The following is a 14725-nucleotide window of genomic DNA, read 5'->3' as shown; positions in this document are numbered from 1 at the left end:
GTGGACCTCACCCTGCACAGACTGAGCGTCACGACGCCCTTCGGGCCCGTGACGCTGGTCGAGGATCAGGGCAGGCTGGTGCGGCTGGAGTGGCGCGAAGACCGCGGTGAGACGTCCCCGCTGCTGACCGAGGCGGCGACGCAGCTCAAGGCCTATTTCGAGCGGCGGCTCACACGCTTTGACCTGCCCTTTGACTGGGGTGAGGGGCTGAACGGCGACGTCCGCCGGGCAATGGCGGCGATCCCCTTTGGCGAGACGCGGACCTACGGCCAGATCGCAAAGGCGGTCGGCGCACCGGCGCAGGCGGTCGGGCAAGCCTGCGGTGCCAACCCGCTGCCGATCCTGATCCCGTGCCACCGGGTTACCGGCACCGACTGGTTCGGTGGCTTTTCCGCGCCGGGCGGGGTGGAGACCAAGGCGGCACTTCTGCGCCACGAAGGGGCGCTGCTGTTGTGAGCGACCGCATCCGGGCTGCGATCCTAGATCTTGCCCTGCGGCGCGGGCGGGGGAAGTCGCTCTGCCCGTCAGAGGTCGCGAAGGTGCTTGCGGACGACTGGCGGCCCTTGATGCCCGAAGTGCGGGCGGTGGCGGCCGCGATGCCGGAGATGATGGCAACACAAGGCGCGGTGGAGGTGGACCCGGTGACCGCACGGGGGCCGATCCGGCTGCGGCTGAGATGAGTTCGCTTGGCATCCGCCCCGGTGGCGACCCGCGCTGATCCTATCGAAACAAGAAGGCTGGACCTATCGCCCGGCTTGCAGGCCTGCGTGCAAAGGCCTAGCCAGTCTGTAACGGTTTCATGACAGGTGCGCTTTGACACTTGGCGTTTTCCTGGCAGTCCTGGGCGCTGCCTTCCTGCATGCGCTGTGGAACGCGCTGATCAAGCTGGGGACGTCGAAGGTCGGCGGGATGGTGATCCTGTCGATCGTCGAGGTGCCGATCGGGCTGGCCGTGGTGCTGCTGACGCCTGCCATCGACCCTGCGGCGATCCCCTGGGTGATCGCGGCGGGCTGCACCCATTTCGCCTACAAGTTCTTCCTGACCTATGCCTATGACCGGGGCGACCTTTCCCGCGTCTACCCGATTGCCCGGGGCGGGGCGCCGATGGTGGTGGCACTGGTCGGCGCGGTGTTCCTGGCTGATGCCGTCAGCGCGCAGGAATACGTGGCAATCGTGGTGCTGGCGGCAGGCATCCTGCTGATGGCACGGGGGGTCTTCACCAGCGGCGAGGACCGGAAGCTTCTGCCCTTTGCGCTGGGCAGCGCGCTCGCGACTGCGACTTATACGCTGATCGACGGGATGGGGGCGCGGGTCTCTGGCTCGCCGGCCGCCTATGTCGCCTGGGTATTTGTGGCCGATGGGACGTTCTTTACCCTCGGGATGCTCGCCCTGAAGGGCCGGGACGTGATCCCGCGGAACTGGCATGCCTGGCGGATGGGGTCGGTCGCCTCGGTCGCAAGCTACGGGGCATATGCAGTATCGATCTGGGCGATGACTCTGGCACCCATCGCGGTGGTGGCGGCACTGCGCGAGACCTCGATCCTGTTTGCCGTGCTGATCGGCTGGCTGGTCTTTGGCGAGAAGATGGGGCGTGACAAGGTGGTGGCGGCGCTGGTGATCGTCGCAGGCGTGATGCTGATGCGGCTTTGACCGGGCGGGCTCGTCGTGCGACTGCGTCTTCTCCTCGCGGGTATTGCCAGCGACGCCTGTCGAAGACGTCGACGAGCGGCACCTCAGCGCACCCGGCGGATGCCTTCTGGGACCATCTGCTGCACGATCCCGGCAAGGCAGAGGTACAGCGAGGCGAGGACCAGAAGCCACTTCGCCACCGGACCTTCGTTGAAGTCCCACCATGCCGCCCAGGCCGCAAGCACGATCCAGGCGACGCAGACCGCCAGCGACAGGGTGTTCCAGCGCTGGGTGCGGGTCGGATGGATGAACTTGAGGTTGGTGAACATGGTGATGGTCAGAAGGGTCACCACAAAAAGGATCACCATCTCGCCCGGCTTCGTCGCGAAGAGGACCAGCACCACCATGTTCCAGCAGGCGGGAAAGCCGGCAAAGCTCTTGTCCTTTGTCTTCATCCGCGTGTCGGCGAAATAGATGACCGAGCCATAGCAGATCACGATGATCGCGAACCAACCGGTCCAGCCGGGCAGAAGGCCGGACTGGAAAAGCGCGAAGGCCGGGATAAAGACATAGGTCAGGTAGTCGACGATCAGGTCCATCAGGACCCCGTCATAGGTGGGCCAGTTCTTGTCGACCTCGTATTTCCGGGCCAGCGGTCCGTCGATCCCGTCGACGATCAGGGCCACGACCAGCCAGAGGAACATCAGGCTCCACTTCTCCTGCACGGCGGCAAGCATGGCAAACATCGCCAGCACCGCGCCGGTGGCGGTGAGGAGGTGGACGGAAAGGGCCTGTAGTCTGGGGCTCATCGGGCCTTGATGGCGGATTACGGGGCGGGGCGCAACAGGTAGGTCAGGCCCGGGGGTGGGCTTTTTCGTAGACCTCCAGCAGGCGGGCCGGGTCGACTGCGGTATAGGCCTGCGTCGTCGAAAGCGAGGCGTGACCGAGAAGTTCCTGGATCGCGCGAAGGTCTCCACCCGCCGAAAGCAGGTGGGTGGCAAAGCTGTGCCGCAAGGCATGGGGTGTTGCGGTCGCCGGAAGTCCCAGCCGAAGGCGGGCGCGTTCCATCGCCGCCTGGATCAGCCGCGGGTTGACCGGCCCGCCGCGCACCCCCCGGAACAGGGGTTCTGCCGGACGCAGGTCATGCGGGCAAAGTGCGACATAGGCCGCGACGGTCTGCGCCGCGACCGGGATGACCGGGACCAGCCGCGTCTTGCCGCCCTTTCCGGTGATCCGCAGGGTTGGGGGCAGGGGATGGTCGGCCCCGGTCAGCGACAGCGCCTCGGAAATGCGAAGACCAAGGCCGTAGAGGAGCGTCAGGATCGCCGTGTCACGGGCGGCGATCCAGTCTTCCCGCGCATCCTCGCCGATCCCGCTCAGGATGGCGGCGGCGCCGACTTCATCAAGGGGGCGGGGCAGCTTGCGGCGGACCTTGGGACCCCGGGTCGCCAGGACCGTGGTCGCATCCGCCCCGCTGCGGTCGGCGGCCCAGGCAGTGAAACCCTTGACGGCCGACAGCGCCCGTGCCAGCGACCGGGCCGAAAGCCCGCGCGCGCGTTCGCTTGCCATCCAGGCGCGAAGGTCGGATTGCGAGGCGGCCGCAACCTGCGCCAGGCCCCCGGTCTCGCCATGGTGGCGGGCCAGAAAGCCAAGGTAGCCCGCCACATCGCGGCGGTAGGCCTCGACCGTATTCGGGGCGGCGCCCTGCAAGGCGGCCAGCTGGGAAAGCCACTCGCGCAGCGCCGCGCCAAGGGCGGGCGCAAGGAAGGGGTTCAGGCCAGCCACCGCCGCATCATCCGCTCGAAGACCCCGGCGAAGAAGGCCAGAAGGTCGGTGCCGTGCAGCGACTTGAACATGTGCGGATCTTCCGAGCCGAAGACGAGCATGGCCGGCATCCGGCCCTTGCCGAAATCAAGCCGCATCACCGCTTCAGACCGGATGTCCCCGGCCCGCGAGCCGTAGACTGTGGCAGCGAGGGCAGTGGTCGCGCGCAGGACGACGGGGCGCGAGGCAACGCTGCGGCCATTGGTCATGTAGCTGGTGACCATGCCCCTCGGCCCGACCTGAAGCACATCGCCCAGGCGGCGGACGGCGGGATCGTTCTCGCCGTCCGCCTGCACCGTCTCCAGAACCAGCCGCACCACGTCGACCCGCAGGGTCCGGGCCACGTCGCTGCCAAGGAGTATCAGGAACTCCTCGAAGCTCGTGGGGTCCAGAAGCTGCAGGATTGCGCGGTGGACCTGGTTCGTCCCGGCAAGGTTCTCATAGGCTGCGGCGATGACCGAGCGGTGGGTATCCTCCAGCCGGTCCAGCCGGTTCTCAAGCCGCTGCATCGCGATGCCGCGCAAATCGACGATGTTCGCCCCCATCGCGCGTTCGTTCGCAGCCACAAGGGCGTTCATGACGTCGCGGTCTTCCAGAAGCCGTTCCGGCTTGGCCAGGATCAGCTCACGCAGTTCTGGTTCGATCATGAAAGCACTCGTCCCACAGTTTTTGGTCGCGATTTCCTGCCACTATAGGACAATGCTCATGCACTTGGCGACAGATTTCGCCCCGATGCCAACGTGCCGGTGCGCCAATGCAACAGGGCGAGCTGACGCACCTTACTCGTGCGGCACGTCGGGGGACATGAACTTGAACAGTTCCATCGGCTGAAAGTTCGCGGTCTGATCGCCGGCAAGGTCGGGGTTGCCGTCCATCGTCAGCCGGCGGGGCCCGGAACCTTCGCTGAAGTCGAGCTTGGCAAAGTTCGCCCAGATGATGCTGGGGCTGTTGGTGTCCTGGTAGTAGTAGACCTTGTTCTTCTGGTCGGCGACCGTCAGCCACAGCGTGTCGGCGATGTTGGGCTGGCCGGGCAGCTTCACCCCGATCGGCACAGAGACGTTCCGCATCACGCTGAAGACGGTGGCCACCGCGCGGCGCGGGTCGGCGGTCTGCGTCGCCTCGTTGATGTAGTAGGAGGCGCGGACAAAGCGGTCGGCGGCGCGGTTGGTGCCGGGCAGCATCAGCGACCCGCCGATGGATTTCCAGTAGGCATTGAGCGCGATCTGTTCCGAGAAGGGCGGGGCGTTGGTCATCACCTGGTATTCGCGTCCATGATGGATGGAAAGCTTGCCGTCGAGATATTCGAAGATCGCGGAATCGCCCGAGGCGTCCGAGATCGAGAGGTGCACGGTCCCGGGCTCTCCGGTCGGGGCCTGGATGGCGACGATGCGGAATTCCTCTTTCCGCAGGTCCTCGACCGCCTCGGCCACGGTGGCGTAGTTGTCGAGGACATATTGCACCCAGGCCGAGTTCGGCAGGGTCGGGCGCGTGTCCCCGGCGGTTTCGGGTGGATAGACGGACTGCGGCAGGTACAGAAGGTTCGCGACCAGCCCGGCCTCGTTCATCCCGTCGGCAGCGGCCCCTTCGTAGATCGTGGTGACGACGCTGCCGTATTTGGAGGTCCAGGACATCGGGGTCTTGGTGTTCGACTCCCGCGTTAGCCCGCGCGGGTAAAGCCACATGTTGGTGTCCATGTCCGAGATGAACCAGTCCATCGTCCGGCCGGTGACGGTCTGGCCTTCAAGGCCGAAGTAGACCGCGCGCGAACAAGCCTCCGCGACGGAGCCGGCGGTTAAAGCCAGGGCGAGGGCAGCGCTTGTGCCAAGGGCAAGGGTCCGTTTCATGGGCATCCTCCGTTTGGTGGTCGTGCACATTCTGGCTTACCCGGCGGGCCGAATGTTGCGGGAAGCACCATTTCCGGGGCGTTTTGGTGTATCAGGGGCGCATGAGCCAACCAAAGCAGCGCCGCCCTCCTCCCACCGATCTGCAGGCCGTCTTCGCGGCCCGTGGCTGGCTGTCCGAACATCCCGCGGCCTTCCAGTCGCTCATGCTCGGCGAAGGGGTGCCGTTCGACGTGGAGGCCGGCACCTACGTGTATCGCCGGGATGACGAGTCGAACGGACTCTATGGCATCGTCTCGGGTGCAATCGGGGTGGAAGGGGGGCACCGGCGGCAGACGCCGCTTCTGGGTCATGTGTTCCGCCGGGGCGAGTGGTTCGGGATCAAGGCCGTGCTGCACGGCGGCCCGCGCGAGCTAAGCTATCGTGCGCTTGAGCCGTCGAGGCTTCTGTTCATCGCCCGGACGCGGATGGTCCCCCTGATGCAGGCCGGTCCCGAGACGGCGGTGCGGGTCGGTCAACTGGCCGAGATCGGCAACCGGCTTGGGTCCTGGATCGCGCGCGATCTTCTGACCCCGGATGCAGGGCGCAGGCTGGCCTCGGTCCTCTACCGGGTCATGGGGGCCGGAGAGGTCACGGCGGAGGAGCCAGAAGGGTTCCGGCTGACGCACCAGCAACTGGGGGAAATGGCAAACCTGTCGCGCCACCATGTCGGGCGAAAGCTCGCGGAATTCGAGGCGGCGGGCTGGATCGCCTGCGGCTACAACAGGATCCGGCTTCTGGACCCCGAAGGGCTGGCCGGGTTCGCCTACGGAGATGAAGGATAGGGCGTAAGGGCGGCCCAGGAATCTTCGTCGAAAATTCCTGGGCTTTCGCGGTCAGGCGAGAGAGGGGTCGATGCCCTTGCAGGCGGCGACGAGGCCTTTCACGGCGTCGATCGACTTCTCCAGCATGGCCTTCTCGGCGGCGTCGAGTTTCACCTCGACCACACGCTCCACCCCGCCCGCGCCGATGATGACCGGGACGCCGACATAGATGCCGTCAAGCCCGTACTGGCCCTTCACATGGGCGGCGCAGGGCAGAAGGCGCTTCTGGTCCTTGAGGTAGGCCTCGGCCATTTCCACCGCCGATGCGGCGGGGGCGTAGAAGGCCGAGCCGGTCTTCAGAAGACCCACGATCTCGGCCCCGCCGTCGCGGGTGCGCTGGACGATGGCGTCAAGCTTTTCCTGCGTGGTCCAGCCCATCGCCACGAGGTCGGGCAGCGGGATGCCACCGACGGTGGAATAACGGACCGAGGGCACCATCGTGTCGCCGTGGCCGCCAAGCACGAAGGCGGTTACGTCCTTCATCGAGACGTTGAATTCGACCGACAGGAAGTGGCGGAAGCGGGCCGAGTCGAGGACGCCGGCCATGCCGACGACCTTGTGGTGCGGCAGGCCCGAGAATTCGCGCAGCGCCCAGACCATCGCGTCCAAGGGGTTGGTGATGCAGATCACGAAGGCGTTCGGGGCATGGGCCTTGATGCCTTCGCCGACCGCCTTCATCACCTTGAGGTTGATCCCCAGAAGGTCATCGCGGCTCATCCCCGGTTTCCGGGGCACACCGGCGGTGACGATGCAGACATCGGCCCCTTCAAGATCGGCATAGCTGTTGGTGCCGGTGAGCGACGCGTCGAAGCCTTCGACCGGGCCGGACTGCGCGATATCCAGCGACTTCCCCTGGGGCGTTCCCTCGGCGATGTCGAACAGGATCACGTCGCCGAGTTCCTTCAGCGCGATCAGATGGGCGAGCGTGCCGCCGATCTGGCCGGCACCGATGAGGGCGATCTTGGGTCGGGCCATGGGACTTCCTCCGAAGGTGATTTCGCGCTTGGGGTAGCGGCTTCGGGCGAGTCTGTCCAGCACCGGAATGCATTTCAGTATACAATTGTATGCGGAATTTTGCCGCTTTCGGGGGGCCGCGAAGCGCGGTAGCGGTAACGGTCTGGAGGACGGGATGGCAGATGTCTGGTTCTGGGTCGCGGCGCTGGTTGCGGCGGGGCTGGTGGGGATGGGAAAGGGCGGTGTTCCGGTCGTCGGCATGCTTGGAGTGCCAGTGATGGCGCTGGTCATAAATCCGGTGATGGCGGCGGGGCTGTTGTTGCCGGTTTATGTGGTGTCAGACGTTTTCGGGCTTTACGCCTATCGCCATGCCTTCGACCGGCGGGTGCTGGCCATTCTTCTGCCCGGCGCGGTGGTCGGGATCGGCGTCGGCTGGGCCACGGCGACGGTGGTGCCCGAGGCGGCGGTGACGCTGCTTGTGGGCCTGATAGGGGTGGTCTTCGCTGCGAACCTGATCCTGCGGAAGCCCGTGGTCGCTGAACCGCAAGAGCCACGCGTGGCACCGGGCCTCTTCTGGGGGGCGATCACGGGGTTCACCAGTTTCGTCAGCCACGCGGGCGCGCCGCCCTATCAGGTCTACACGCTGCCATTGGGGATGCAGAAGGCGGTCTTCGCCGGGACCTCGACCATCGCCTTTGCCGTCATCAACGCGGTGAAGCTAGTGCCCTACTACGCACTAGGGCAGTTGAACCTGGGCAACCTGAAGGTGGCAGCGGTCCTTGCGATCCCGGCGGCGCTGGCGGTCTTTGCCGGGGTGCGGCTGGTTCGCTGGCTGCCCGAGAAGCTCTTTTTCCAGCTGGTGACCTGGGCGCTTCTGGTGATCTCGCTCAAGCTGATCTGGGACGGGGCGCGCGGCCTCGCCTGACCCGGAACCTGCGGGACCTGCTTTTCTGGCGCGCTTACCCCGGAAGGCCTCATCGCTCCCTCCGGTCGGTCTTCGCGGGACGGTCAGCGAAGACCGACCGCAGGGGAGGTATGAGCTTCCCCGGTCAGATCCGGCTTCCTGCTGGAAGCTCTTCAGTCACCGCCTCATAGCCTGCACCAGAGGCCATCAGGCACATGCGACCATCCGGCAAGGTCATGGTGATCGTCCAGGTGCCGGTTGCGTCCGAAGCAAAAAGCTCCATCACCGCGGCCTCACCGGCAAGGCCAAGGGCGCGGCGGGTTTCGCCGTAGCGGTCTGCAAGAAGGGCGGTGACGATCTCGCGGCTGTCGCATTGCGGGTTCGCATGCGCGATCTGGGTGGCAAGGATCACCCCGCCGAAGCCAAGCGAAAGAGCGAAAAGCGAACGATGCATGCGGTGGCCTTTCCATGCGTGGGAACCACGGAAAGGCTGCCGGGAACAGGCTTTGATGCTGTTAATGGTGCGCGCGGAACTGCCGCGCGCCAGACCTAGTGTTTCGGGCAGAAGGTGTCGCGCACGGCCGTGACGATCGCGTCAACCTCGCTCCGGGCAAGCCGGTAGATCACGCTCTTGCCTTCGCGGCGGGTCGCGACGATCCCTTCGGCGCGCAGACGCATCAGCTGCTGCGAGACGTTGACGGGGCTCGTTCCCAGCCCCTCGGCCAGTTGCGTGACGTTCTTCTCGCCGTCCACGAGCAGGCACAGGATTTGCAGCCGCCCCTCATGCGACAAGGATTTCAACAGCGCCACGGCACGCGCGGCCTGTTCCATCGTTCCTCCGAATCCCTGCAGGATCTCTGCCATGTCTTTTCCATCCTATTCGAAGGCACAGCCCTTCTTCACGCCCATCGCCCGGAACACCATCGCCGCCGGGCAGACGCCGGTGAAGGACGACTGGATCAGGTTCAGGCCGATGAAGACGGTGAACCAGACGAACAAGGGGGATACATAGGCCGTCAGCACGACGCTGAGAAGGACCATGGCCCCGGCGAACCGCAGAACTGCTGCATCAAGTGACATTTCTTCAACCTTTCGTGGTTTCCTTGAGTTTGTCGATGCCCAGCACCTTGAGTGCGAGGCTTTCGTAGAAGGGCTCGGACGTTCCCTTCCGCAGCTTGCGGATGAAGTATTTCTCGAACCCGGCTTTCGCGAGGTGGACCCATTTGCCGCTGGACGACCAGTTGACGTTCCGTGGCGGGATCTGGGGTTGGGCGACAAAGGCGATGCCCCCGTCGCCGAAGTCGGCAAGGCAGACCGCGTTCCAGGTGCCGATCTGGTCCGGCGCTTTTCCGCGGACAAGGTTGCCGATGTTGTGGGCGGTGGCGGTGACCATGCTTTCGATCATGAAGCCGGTCTTCGGCACCCCGCAGGGAACGGGCGTCGGCCCCATGGGCGGGATCGCCACGCAGACGCCGACCGCGAAGATATTGGGGTATTTCGGGCTTTGCTGGTGCTTGTCGACGATGGTGAAGCCGCGTGGATTGCTCAGTCCCTCGATACCGGCGACCGGTTTGATGCCGCGGAAGGCGGGCAGCATCATCGAAAAGGCGAAGGGCAGGTCCCTTTCCGCCTTCACGGACCCATCGTCGGCGATTTCCTCGACGAACATGTGGCCATCTTCCACCTTCTTGATGCGGGTCGAGGTCATCCACTTGATATGCTTGTCGCGCATCTGGCTTTCGAGAAGCCCCTTGGTGTCGCCGACCCCGTCCAGGCCAAGGTGGCCGATATAGGGTTCGGGCGTGACGAAGGTCATCGGCACCCGGTCGCGCACCTTGGCGCGACGGAGGGCGGTTTCGAGGATGAACAGGAACTCATAGGCCGGGCCAAAGCAGCTCGCCCCCTGCGCGGCCCCGATGATCACCGGCCCGGGGTTCGCGACCAGCTTTTCGAATACCCCTTTCGCCGCTTCGGCATGGTCGATATGGCAGATCGACTGGGTGAACCCGCCATGCGGCCCCAGCCCCTCGATCTCGTCGAAGGCCAGCTCCGGCCCCGTGGCGATGACCAGGTAGTCATAGCTGACCGACTGCCCGTCGACGAGTTCGATCCGGTTTTCCGCCGGGTGCAGGCGCTCGGCCGCGACCGGGATGAAGCCGATCTTCTTCTTCGCCATTGTCGGCGCAAGGTCCACCGTGATGTCCTCACGGTCCCTCCAGCCGACGGCGATCCAGGGGTTCGAGGGCACGAAGTGATACTTCGGGTCCTTGGTGACGACGGTCACCTTGTCTTCGGGACGCAACTGGTCCTTCAATTCGTAGGCCATGATGGCGCCGCCAAGTCCGGCCCCGAGTACGACGACATGCGCCATTTCAGTCTCCTCTTCTGATCAGGCTGTGGGTTCCGCCCCGGTGCGGAAGACGCGGTAGATCGCCGGGATGACAAGGACGGTCAGCAGGGTCGACGTGAGCAGACCGAACAGCAGGGAAATCGCGAGGCCCTGGAAGATCGGGTCGGCCAGGATGACCACCGCGCCGATCATGGCGGCGATGGCAGTCAGGAGGATCGGCTTGAACCGGATCGCCCCGGCCTCGATCAGGAGGTCCACCGTCACCGGCCCCTGCCCGTGGCGGATGAAGTCGACGAGCAGGATCGAGTTGCGTACGATGATCCCCGCAAGCGCGATGAAGCCGATCATCGAGGTCGCGCTGAACGGCGCCCCGAACAGCCAATGCCCGAACATGATCCCCAGGAAGGTCAGTGGGATCGGCGTCAGGATCACCAGCGGCAGCTTGAATGACCCGAACTGCGCCACGACCAGGATGTAGATACCCAGAAGTGCGATCCCGAATGCCGCCCCCATGTCGCGGAAGGTGATGAAGGTCACTTCCCACTCGCCGTCCCAGAGAAGGGTGACCTTCCCCTCGTCCTCGGGTTGCCCATGCAGCGCGATCTCGGGCTTCATCCCTTCGGGCCAGTCCATCGCCTCGATCCGCTCGGCCACGGCCAGCATCCCGTAGAGGGGCGCCTCGAAATCGCCGGCAAGCTCGGCCGAGACCATCTCGGCGTCGCGGCCGTTGCGGCGGAAGATCGGGAAACTCGAGGTCTCCTCGCTTACCCGGACCACGTCGCCCAGTTCCACCACCCCCCGCGCGCCGGGAAGCGCGTTCGCCGGAATGGGCGTCGTCAGGAAGCGTTCGTCCATCACCCGGTCGGCTTTGTCGCGTTCCACCACCAACGGGATCGGCAAACGCCCCTCGCCCCGGTGCGAATAGCCCACGGTCTGTCCGCCGTTCAGAAGGGCCAGCGTGTCAAACACGTCCTGCTCCTGCACCGCGTAGAACTCGAGATCGTCGGTCGAGATCGTCGCCCGCAGCCGCCGAGCTTCCTGTCCAAAGCTGTCATCCACGTCGACGATGAAGGGCACCGCCTCGAAGGCCTCGCGGATCAGCCGGGCCACCTCGCGCCGGGTCTCGGCATCCGGCCCGTAGACCTCGGCCAGAAGGGTGGCGATCACCGGCGGCCCGGGCGGGGGTTCCACGACCTTCAGGCTTGTCCCTTCCGGCACGTTCAGCGCCTTCAGCCGTTCGCGCAGGTCCAGCGCGATGTCATGGCTTGCCCGGTCGCGGTCGGTCTTGGGCGTCAGGTTGACCGCCACCTCGCCCAGCTGCGGCTCGGACCGCAGATAGTAGTGGCGCACGAGGCCGTTGAAGTTGAAGGGCGCGGGCGTGCCGGCATGGGTCTGGACGCTGGTCACCTCGGGCAGGCCAAGGGCCACGTCGGCCACATCGCGCGCCACGCGGTCCGTCGCCTCGACGGATGCGCCTTCCGGCAGGTCGATGACGACCGAAAGCTCGGACTTGTTGTCGAAGGGCAGAAGCTTGACCGTCACGTCCTTGGTGTAAAGTGCTGCCAGCGACCCGAAGGACAGCGCCGCCGTCACCAGAAGAAAGCCCAGGCTGCGGGCGCGGGTCTTCAGGATCGGCCGCGCGGCGGCCGTATAGGTCCGGCCCAGCCAGCCGCCATGATGGCCGCCGTGGATGTCGTCATGCGCGTGTTCGTGCATGTCGGCCCGGCCCGCGATCTTGACCATCAGCCAGGGCGTGATGATGACCGCGACGAAGAAGGAAAAGATCATCGCCGCGCTGGCATTGGCCGGGATCGGCGACATGTAGGGCCCCATCAGCCCGCTCACGAACAGCATCGGCAGAAGGGCCGCCACCACGGTCAGCGTGGCCACGATGGTGGGGTTCCCAACCTCGGCCACCGCCTCGATCGCGGCCTGGATCCGGGGTTTCCGGCGGTCCATGCCCCAGTGGCGGTCGATGTTCTCGATCACCACAATGGCATCGTCGACCAGAATCCCGATCGAGAAGATCAGTGCGAACAGCGAGACCCGGTTCAGCGTGTAGCCCATCACCCAGGCGGCAAAGAGCGTCAGCAGGATCGTCACCGGGATCACGATGGCCACGACGACCGACTCGCGCCAGCCGATGGCGAAAAGGACGAGGAGGACGATCGAGACGGTGGCGAGGCCAAGGTGGAAGAGAAGCTCGTTCGCCTTCTCGTTCGCCGTCTCGCCATAGTCCCGGGTCACCGTCAGCGTCACCCCGTCGGGGATCAGCTTTGCCTCCAGCGCGTGGACGCGGTGCAGCACCTCTTCGGCCACGACAACCGCGTTGGCCCCGGCGCGCTTGGCAATGGCCAGCGTGACCGCAGGGCCGCCTACGGTGCGCCCATCCTCTCCCCGCGTCAGGCTTGCGACGATGGTCTGGCGGGTGTTCGGAACATAAGAGACCTGCGCCACGTCGGCGACATAGACCGGCCGCCCGTCGCGCGTGGTGATCAGCAGGTTCGCCACTTCGGCGGGCGCGGTCAGCGTCTCGCCCGCCACAAGGTCCACCATCTGGCCCTGATCGCGCAGCTTTCCGGTGTTCAGCGTGCGGTTGGCCTGCGCGACCTTGCCGGCCAGCTGTTGCAGCGTCACACCATAAAGCGCCAGGCGGTCCGGATCAGGCGCGATCCGGATCGCGTCCTGCGCGTCGCCGACAAGGTAGGTCAGGCCGACGTCGTCGGTCTTCGCGACCTCGGTCTGCAAGGTCCGGGCGATGCGGGTCAGGTCGTTGGCGTCCAGTGTGTCCGAGGACAGCGTCAGCGTCAGGATCGCCACGTCGTCGATACCCCGGCCTACGATCAGTGGTTCCGGAATACCCACCGGGATACGGTCAAGGTTCGCGCGCACCTTGTCATGCACCCGCAGGATCGCATCCTCGGCCCGCGTCCCCACCTCGAAGCGCGCGGTGACCATCGCGGCATCGTCGCGGGTCGAGGAATAGACATGCTCGACGTTGTTGATGCCCTTGACGATGACCTCCAGGGGTTCGGTCACCAGCTTCACAGCGTCTTCGGCCTTCAGGCCCTGCGCCTGCACATGGATGTCAACCAGAGGGACCGAGATCTGCGGCTCTTCTTCGCGCGGCAGGCTGACCAGCGCGACAAGGCCCGCAGCAAGGGCTGCGAGGATGAAAAGGGGTGTAAGGGCCGAGTTGATGAAGGCCTTGGTCAGGCCCCCGGCAAGGCCAAGCGGGTGCTTGCGGTCAGTCATGGCTCGCCTCGGCCCCAAGTTCGGCGGCGGGCAGGACGACATCGCCGGCATTCAGGCCGGTCAGGACTTCGACCATCGCGGTGCCGTCCTGCAGGTGTGACGCGCCCGGCACGATGCTGCGCAGGGCCACGCCCTCGCCGGTCCGCACGCCAACGAAGTCAAGGCCGGCGCGGGTCACGATGCTGTCCGCCGGAACCAGAAGCGCCTGGCGCTCGCCCACCGGCAGGCTGACCAGCATCCGGGCCCCGACATGGCGGTCAGGCAGGCCCTCGATCTCGACATCCGCCACCACGCGCCCGCCCTCGATCAGCGGGTAGACCCGGGCAAGGCGCCCTTCGCGATCGCCGTCCGATCCGGCAATGCGGATGGTGTCGCCTTCGTCCAGCGCAGCGGCGTGGCGTTCCGGCACCGCGATCCGCAGGAAGGTCCCGCCACCGCCGATGACCGCAACCACCTCACCCGGCATCACCACGGCCCCTTTGGTGACCGGCACATCCAGGACGCGGCCTGCCACCGGGGCCAGGACGACGCCTTCCTTCCCTTGCTGACGGATCACGCCTGCCTCGGCATCCAGGGAGGCGATCTGGCCTTTCAGCACGTCGACCCCGGTCCGCAACGCCTCGATCCTCTGGGCGGTGATGACACCGTTGGTCAGAAGGTCCTCGCCGCGCGCCAGATCGGCCTCGGCGCTGGCAAGCTGCGCCGTCAGCGCCTCGCGCCGGGCAGACAGCGCCTGCAGTTGCAGATCAAGCTTGTCATCGGTGATCCGCGCCAGGTCCTGTCCGGCGGTGACCATGTCACCCTCGGCTACCAGCAACTCCACCAGGGTGCCCCCCAGCCGCGCCCGCGCGGGGATGCGGTCCTTCGCCTCGACCGTGCCATAGACCGCTTTCCATTCGGTGACCGGGGCAGGGGTGACCGTCACGGGCTCTGATCCGACGGGAAGGGCCAGGCCAAGGCTGGCGGTCACGAGGGCGGGAAGTAGGCGACGCATGCGACTCAAGGCTCCGTTAAACAGGAAAACATATATAAAGCTATAAAGCTGTAATATACAAGAGCCAATCCGCCGCACGAGGGTGGCGGGGTGAAAAGCAAAAGGCCCCCC

Annotated in this window: 16 protein-coding genes; 5 read left to right on the top strand and 11 right to left on the bottom strand. The window is 65.8% G+C overall.

Going from position 1 to position 14725, the window contains the following annotated elements; all coding sequences use genetic code 11:
- The 3 genes from AC2D9V_RS01700 to AC2D9V_RS01690 all read left to right on the top strand — a co-directional run bounded on the left by AC2D9V_RS01700 (position 1) and on the right by AC2D9V_RS01690 (position 1650).
- A complete protein-coding gene (locus tag AC2D9V_RS01700; RefSeq protein ID WP_484712303.1) occupies positions 1–456 on the top strand; it encodes a methylated-DNA--[protein]-cysteine S-methyltransferase in 456 nt (151 codons plus the stop codon).
- Positions 453–680, top strand: coding sequence for a DUF3253 domain-containing protein (locus AC2D9V_RS01695; protein WP_484712302.1), 228 nt, complete (start codon positions 453–455; stop codon positions 678–680). Before AC2D9V_RS01700 ends, AC2D9V_RS01695 begins: the two co-directional genes overlap by 4 nt.
- Before the next feature lie 133 nt (positions 681–813).
- Positions 814–1650 (top strand): EamA family transporter, encoded by an 837-nt coding sequence (locus tag AC2D9V_RS01690; protein WP_484712301.1) that lies wholly within the window; start codon positions 814–816, stop codon positions 1648–1650.
- Between the two features lie 83 nt (positions 1651–1733).
- Here the strand turns inward: AC2D9V_RS01690 and AC2D9V_RS01685 are convergent, their stop codons facing one another.
- The 4 genes from AC2D9V_RS01685 to AC2D9V_RS01670 form a co-directional block, all read right to left on the bottom strand.
- The gene (locus tag AC2D9V_RS01685) at positions 1734–2438 is read right to left on the bottom strand and encodes a CDP-alcohol phosphatidyltransferase family protein (RefSeq protein WP_484712300.1); all 705 of its coding nucleotides are present in this window, start codon (positions 2436–2438) and stop codon (positions 1734–1736) included.
- A 43-nt stretch (positions 2439–2481) separates the two neighbouring features.
- The gene (locus AC2D9V_RS01680; protein ID WP_484713389.1) at positions 2482–3405 is read right to left on the bottom strand and encodes a tyrosine recombinase XerC; all 924 of its coding nucleotides are present in this window, start codon (positions 3403–3405) and stop codon (positions 2482–2484) included.
- A complete protein-coding gene (locus tag AC2D9V_RS01675) occupies positions 3402–4100 on the bottom strand; it encodes a DUF484 family protein (protein WP_484712299.1) in 699 nt (232 codons plus the stop codon). Before AC2D9V_RS01675 ends, AC2D9V_RS01680 begins: the two co-directional genes overlap by 4 nt.
- 132 nt (positions 4101–4232) lie before the next feature.
- On the bottom strand, positions 4233–5297 hold the full coding sequence (locus AC2D9V_RS01670; protein WP_484712298.1) for a linear amide C-N hydrolase: 1065 nt from the start codon (positions 5295–5297) through the stop codon (positions 4233–4235).
- Between the two features lie 101 nt (positions 5298–5398).
- Here AC2D9V_RS01670 and AC2D9V_RS01665 point away from each other — a divergent pair, with 101 nt between their 5' ends.
- Positions 5399–6118 (top strand): Crp/Fnr family transcriptional regulator, encoded by a 720-nt coding sequence (locus tag AC2D9V_RS01665; protein WP_484712297.1) that lies wholly within the window; start codon positions 5399–5401, stop codon positions 6116–6118.
- A 51-nt stretch (positions 6119–6169) separates the two neighbouring features.
- On the opposite strand, the gene mdh is transcribed toward AC2D9V_RS01665, so the two are convergent.
- Entirely contained in the window at positions 6170–7132 is a 963-nt protein-coding gene (mdh, locus tag AC2D9V_RS01660; protein WP_484712296.1) for a malate dehydrogenase, read from the bottom strand.
- A 154-nt stretch (positions 7133–7286) separates the two neighbouring features.
- On the opposite strand from mdh, the gene AC2D9V_RS01655 reads away from it, so the two are divergent.
- Positions 7287–8036: a sulfite exporter TauE/SafE family protein gene (locus AC2D9V_RS01655; protein ID WP_484712295.1), complete on the top strand. Its 750-nt coding sequence runs from the start codon at positions 7287–7289 to the stop codon at positions 8034–8036.
- Positions 8037–8160: 124 nt separating this feature from the next.
- Here AC2D9V_RS01655 and AC2D9V_RS01650 read toward each other — a convergent pair whose 3' ends face one another.
- The 6 genes from AC2D9V_RS01650 to AC2D9V_RS01625 form a co-directional block, all read right to left on the bottom strand.
- Positions 8161–8469: a hypothetical protein gene (locus AC2D9V_RS01650; RefSeq protein WP_484712294.1), complete on the bottom strand. Its 309-nt coding sequence runs from the start codon at positions 8467–8469 to the stop codon at positions 8161–8163.
- Between the two features lie 95 nt (positions 8470–8564).
- Complete coding sequence (locus AC2D9V_RS01645) at positions 8565–8879, bottom strand: ArsR/SmtB family transcription factor (RefSeq protein ID WP_484712293.1); 315 nt, start codon at positions 8877–8879, stop codon at positions 8565–8567.
- A 12-nt stretch (positions 8880–8891) separates the two neighbouring features.
- Positions 8892–9095 (bottom strand): YgaP family membrane protein, encoded by a 204-nt coding sequence (locus AC2D9V_RS01640; protein WP_484712292.1) that lies wholly within the window; start codon positions 9093–9095, stop codon positions 8892–8894.
- Positions 9096–9099: 4 nt separating this feature from the next.
- Positions 9100–10386, bottom strand: a complete 1287-nt coding sequence (locus AC2D9V_RS01635; protein WP_484712291.1) for an NAD(P)/FAD-dependent oxidoreductase — start codon at positions 10384–10386, stop codon at positions 9100–9102.
- Positions 10387–10404: 18 nt separating this feature from the next.
- Entirely contained in the window at positions 10405–13620 is a 3216-nt protein-coding gene (locus AC2D9V_RS01630; protein WP_484712290.1) for an efflux RND transporter permease subunit, read from the bottom strand.
- Complete coding sequence (locus AC2D9V_RS01625; RefSeq protein WP_484712289.1) at positions 13613–14614, bottom strand: efflux RND transporter periplasmic adaptor subunit; 1002 nt, start codon at positions 14612–14614, stop codon at positions 13613–13615. Before AC2D9V_RS01625 ends, AC2D9V_RS01630 begins: the two co-directional genes overlap by 8 nt.
- Positions 14615–14725 lie beyond the last annotated feature (111 nt).

The organism is Tabrizicola sp. T46, from assembly GCF_057219895.1.
This window is presented reverse-complemented; position numbering and strand designations above follow the sequence as displayed.

Coding starts and splice junctions, on each gene's coding strand:
- AC2D9V_RS01685 (WP_484712300.1), bottom strand. CDS start 2,438: ATGAGCCCCAGACTACAGGCCCTTTCCGTCCACCTCCTCACCGCCACC.
- AC2D9V_RS01635 (WP_484712291.1), bottom strand. CDS start 10,386: ATGGCGCATGTCGTCGTACTCGGGGCCGGACTTGGCGGCGCCATCATG.
- AC2D9V_RS01665 (WP_484712297.1), top strand. CDS start 5,399: ATGAGCCAACCAAAGCAGCGCCGCCCTCCTCCCACCGATCTGCAGGCC.
- AC2D9V_RS01650 (WP_484712294.1), bottom strand. CDS start 8,469: ATGCATCGTTCGCTTTTCGCTCTTTCGCTTGGCTTCGGCGGGGTGATC.
- AC2D9V_RS01630 (WP_484712290.1), bottom strand. CDS start 13,620: ATGACTGACCGCAAGCACCCGCTTGGCCTTGCCGGGGGCCTGACCAAG.
- AC2D9V_RS01675 (WP_484712299.1), bottom strand. CDS start 4,100: ATGATCGAACCAGAACTGCGTGAGCTGATCCTGGCCAAGCCGGAACGG.
- AC2D9V_RS01670 (WP_484712298.1), bottom strand. CDS start 5,297: ATGAAACGGACCCTTGCCCTTGGCACAAGCGCTGCCCTCGCCCTGGCT.
- AC2D9V_RS01645 (WP_484712293.1), bottom strand. CDS start 8,879: ATGGCAGAGATCCTGCAGGGATTCGGAGGAACGATGGAACAGGCCGCG.
- AC2D9V_RS01625 (WP_484712289.1), bottom strand. CDS start 14,614: ATGCGTCGCCTACTTCCCGCCCTCGTGACCGCCAGCCTTGGCCTGGCC.
- AC2D9V_RS01640 (WP_484712292.1), bottom strand. CDS start 9,095: ATGTCACTTGATGCAGCAGTTCTGCGGTTCGCCGGGGCCATGGTCCTT.
- AC2D9V_RS01655 (WP_484712295.1), top strand. CDS start 7,287: ATGGCAGATGTCTGGTTCTGGGTCGCGGCGCTGGTTGCGGCGGGGCTG.
- mdh (WP_484712296.1), bottom strand. CDS start 7,132: ATGGCCCGACCCAAGATCGCCCTCATCGGTGCCGGCCAGATCGGCGGC.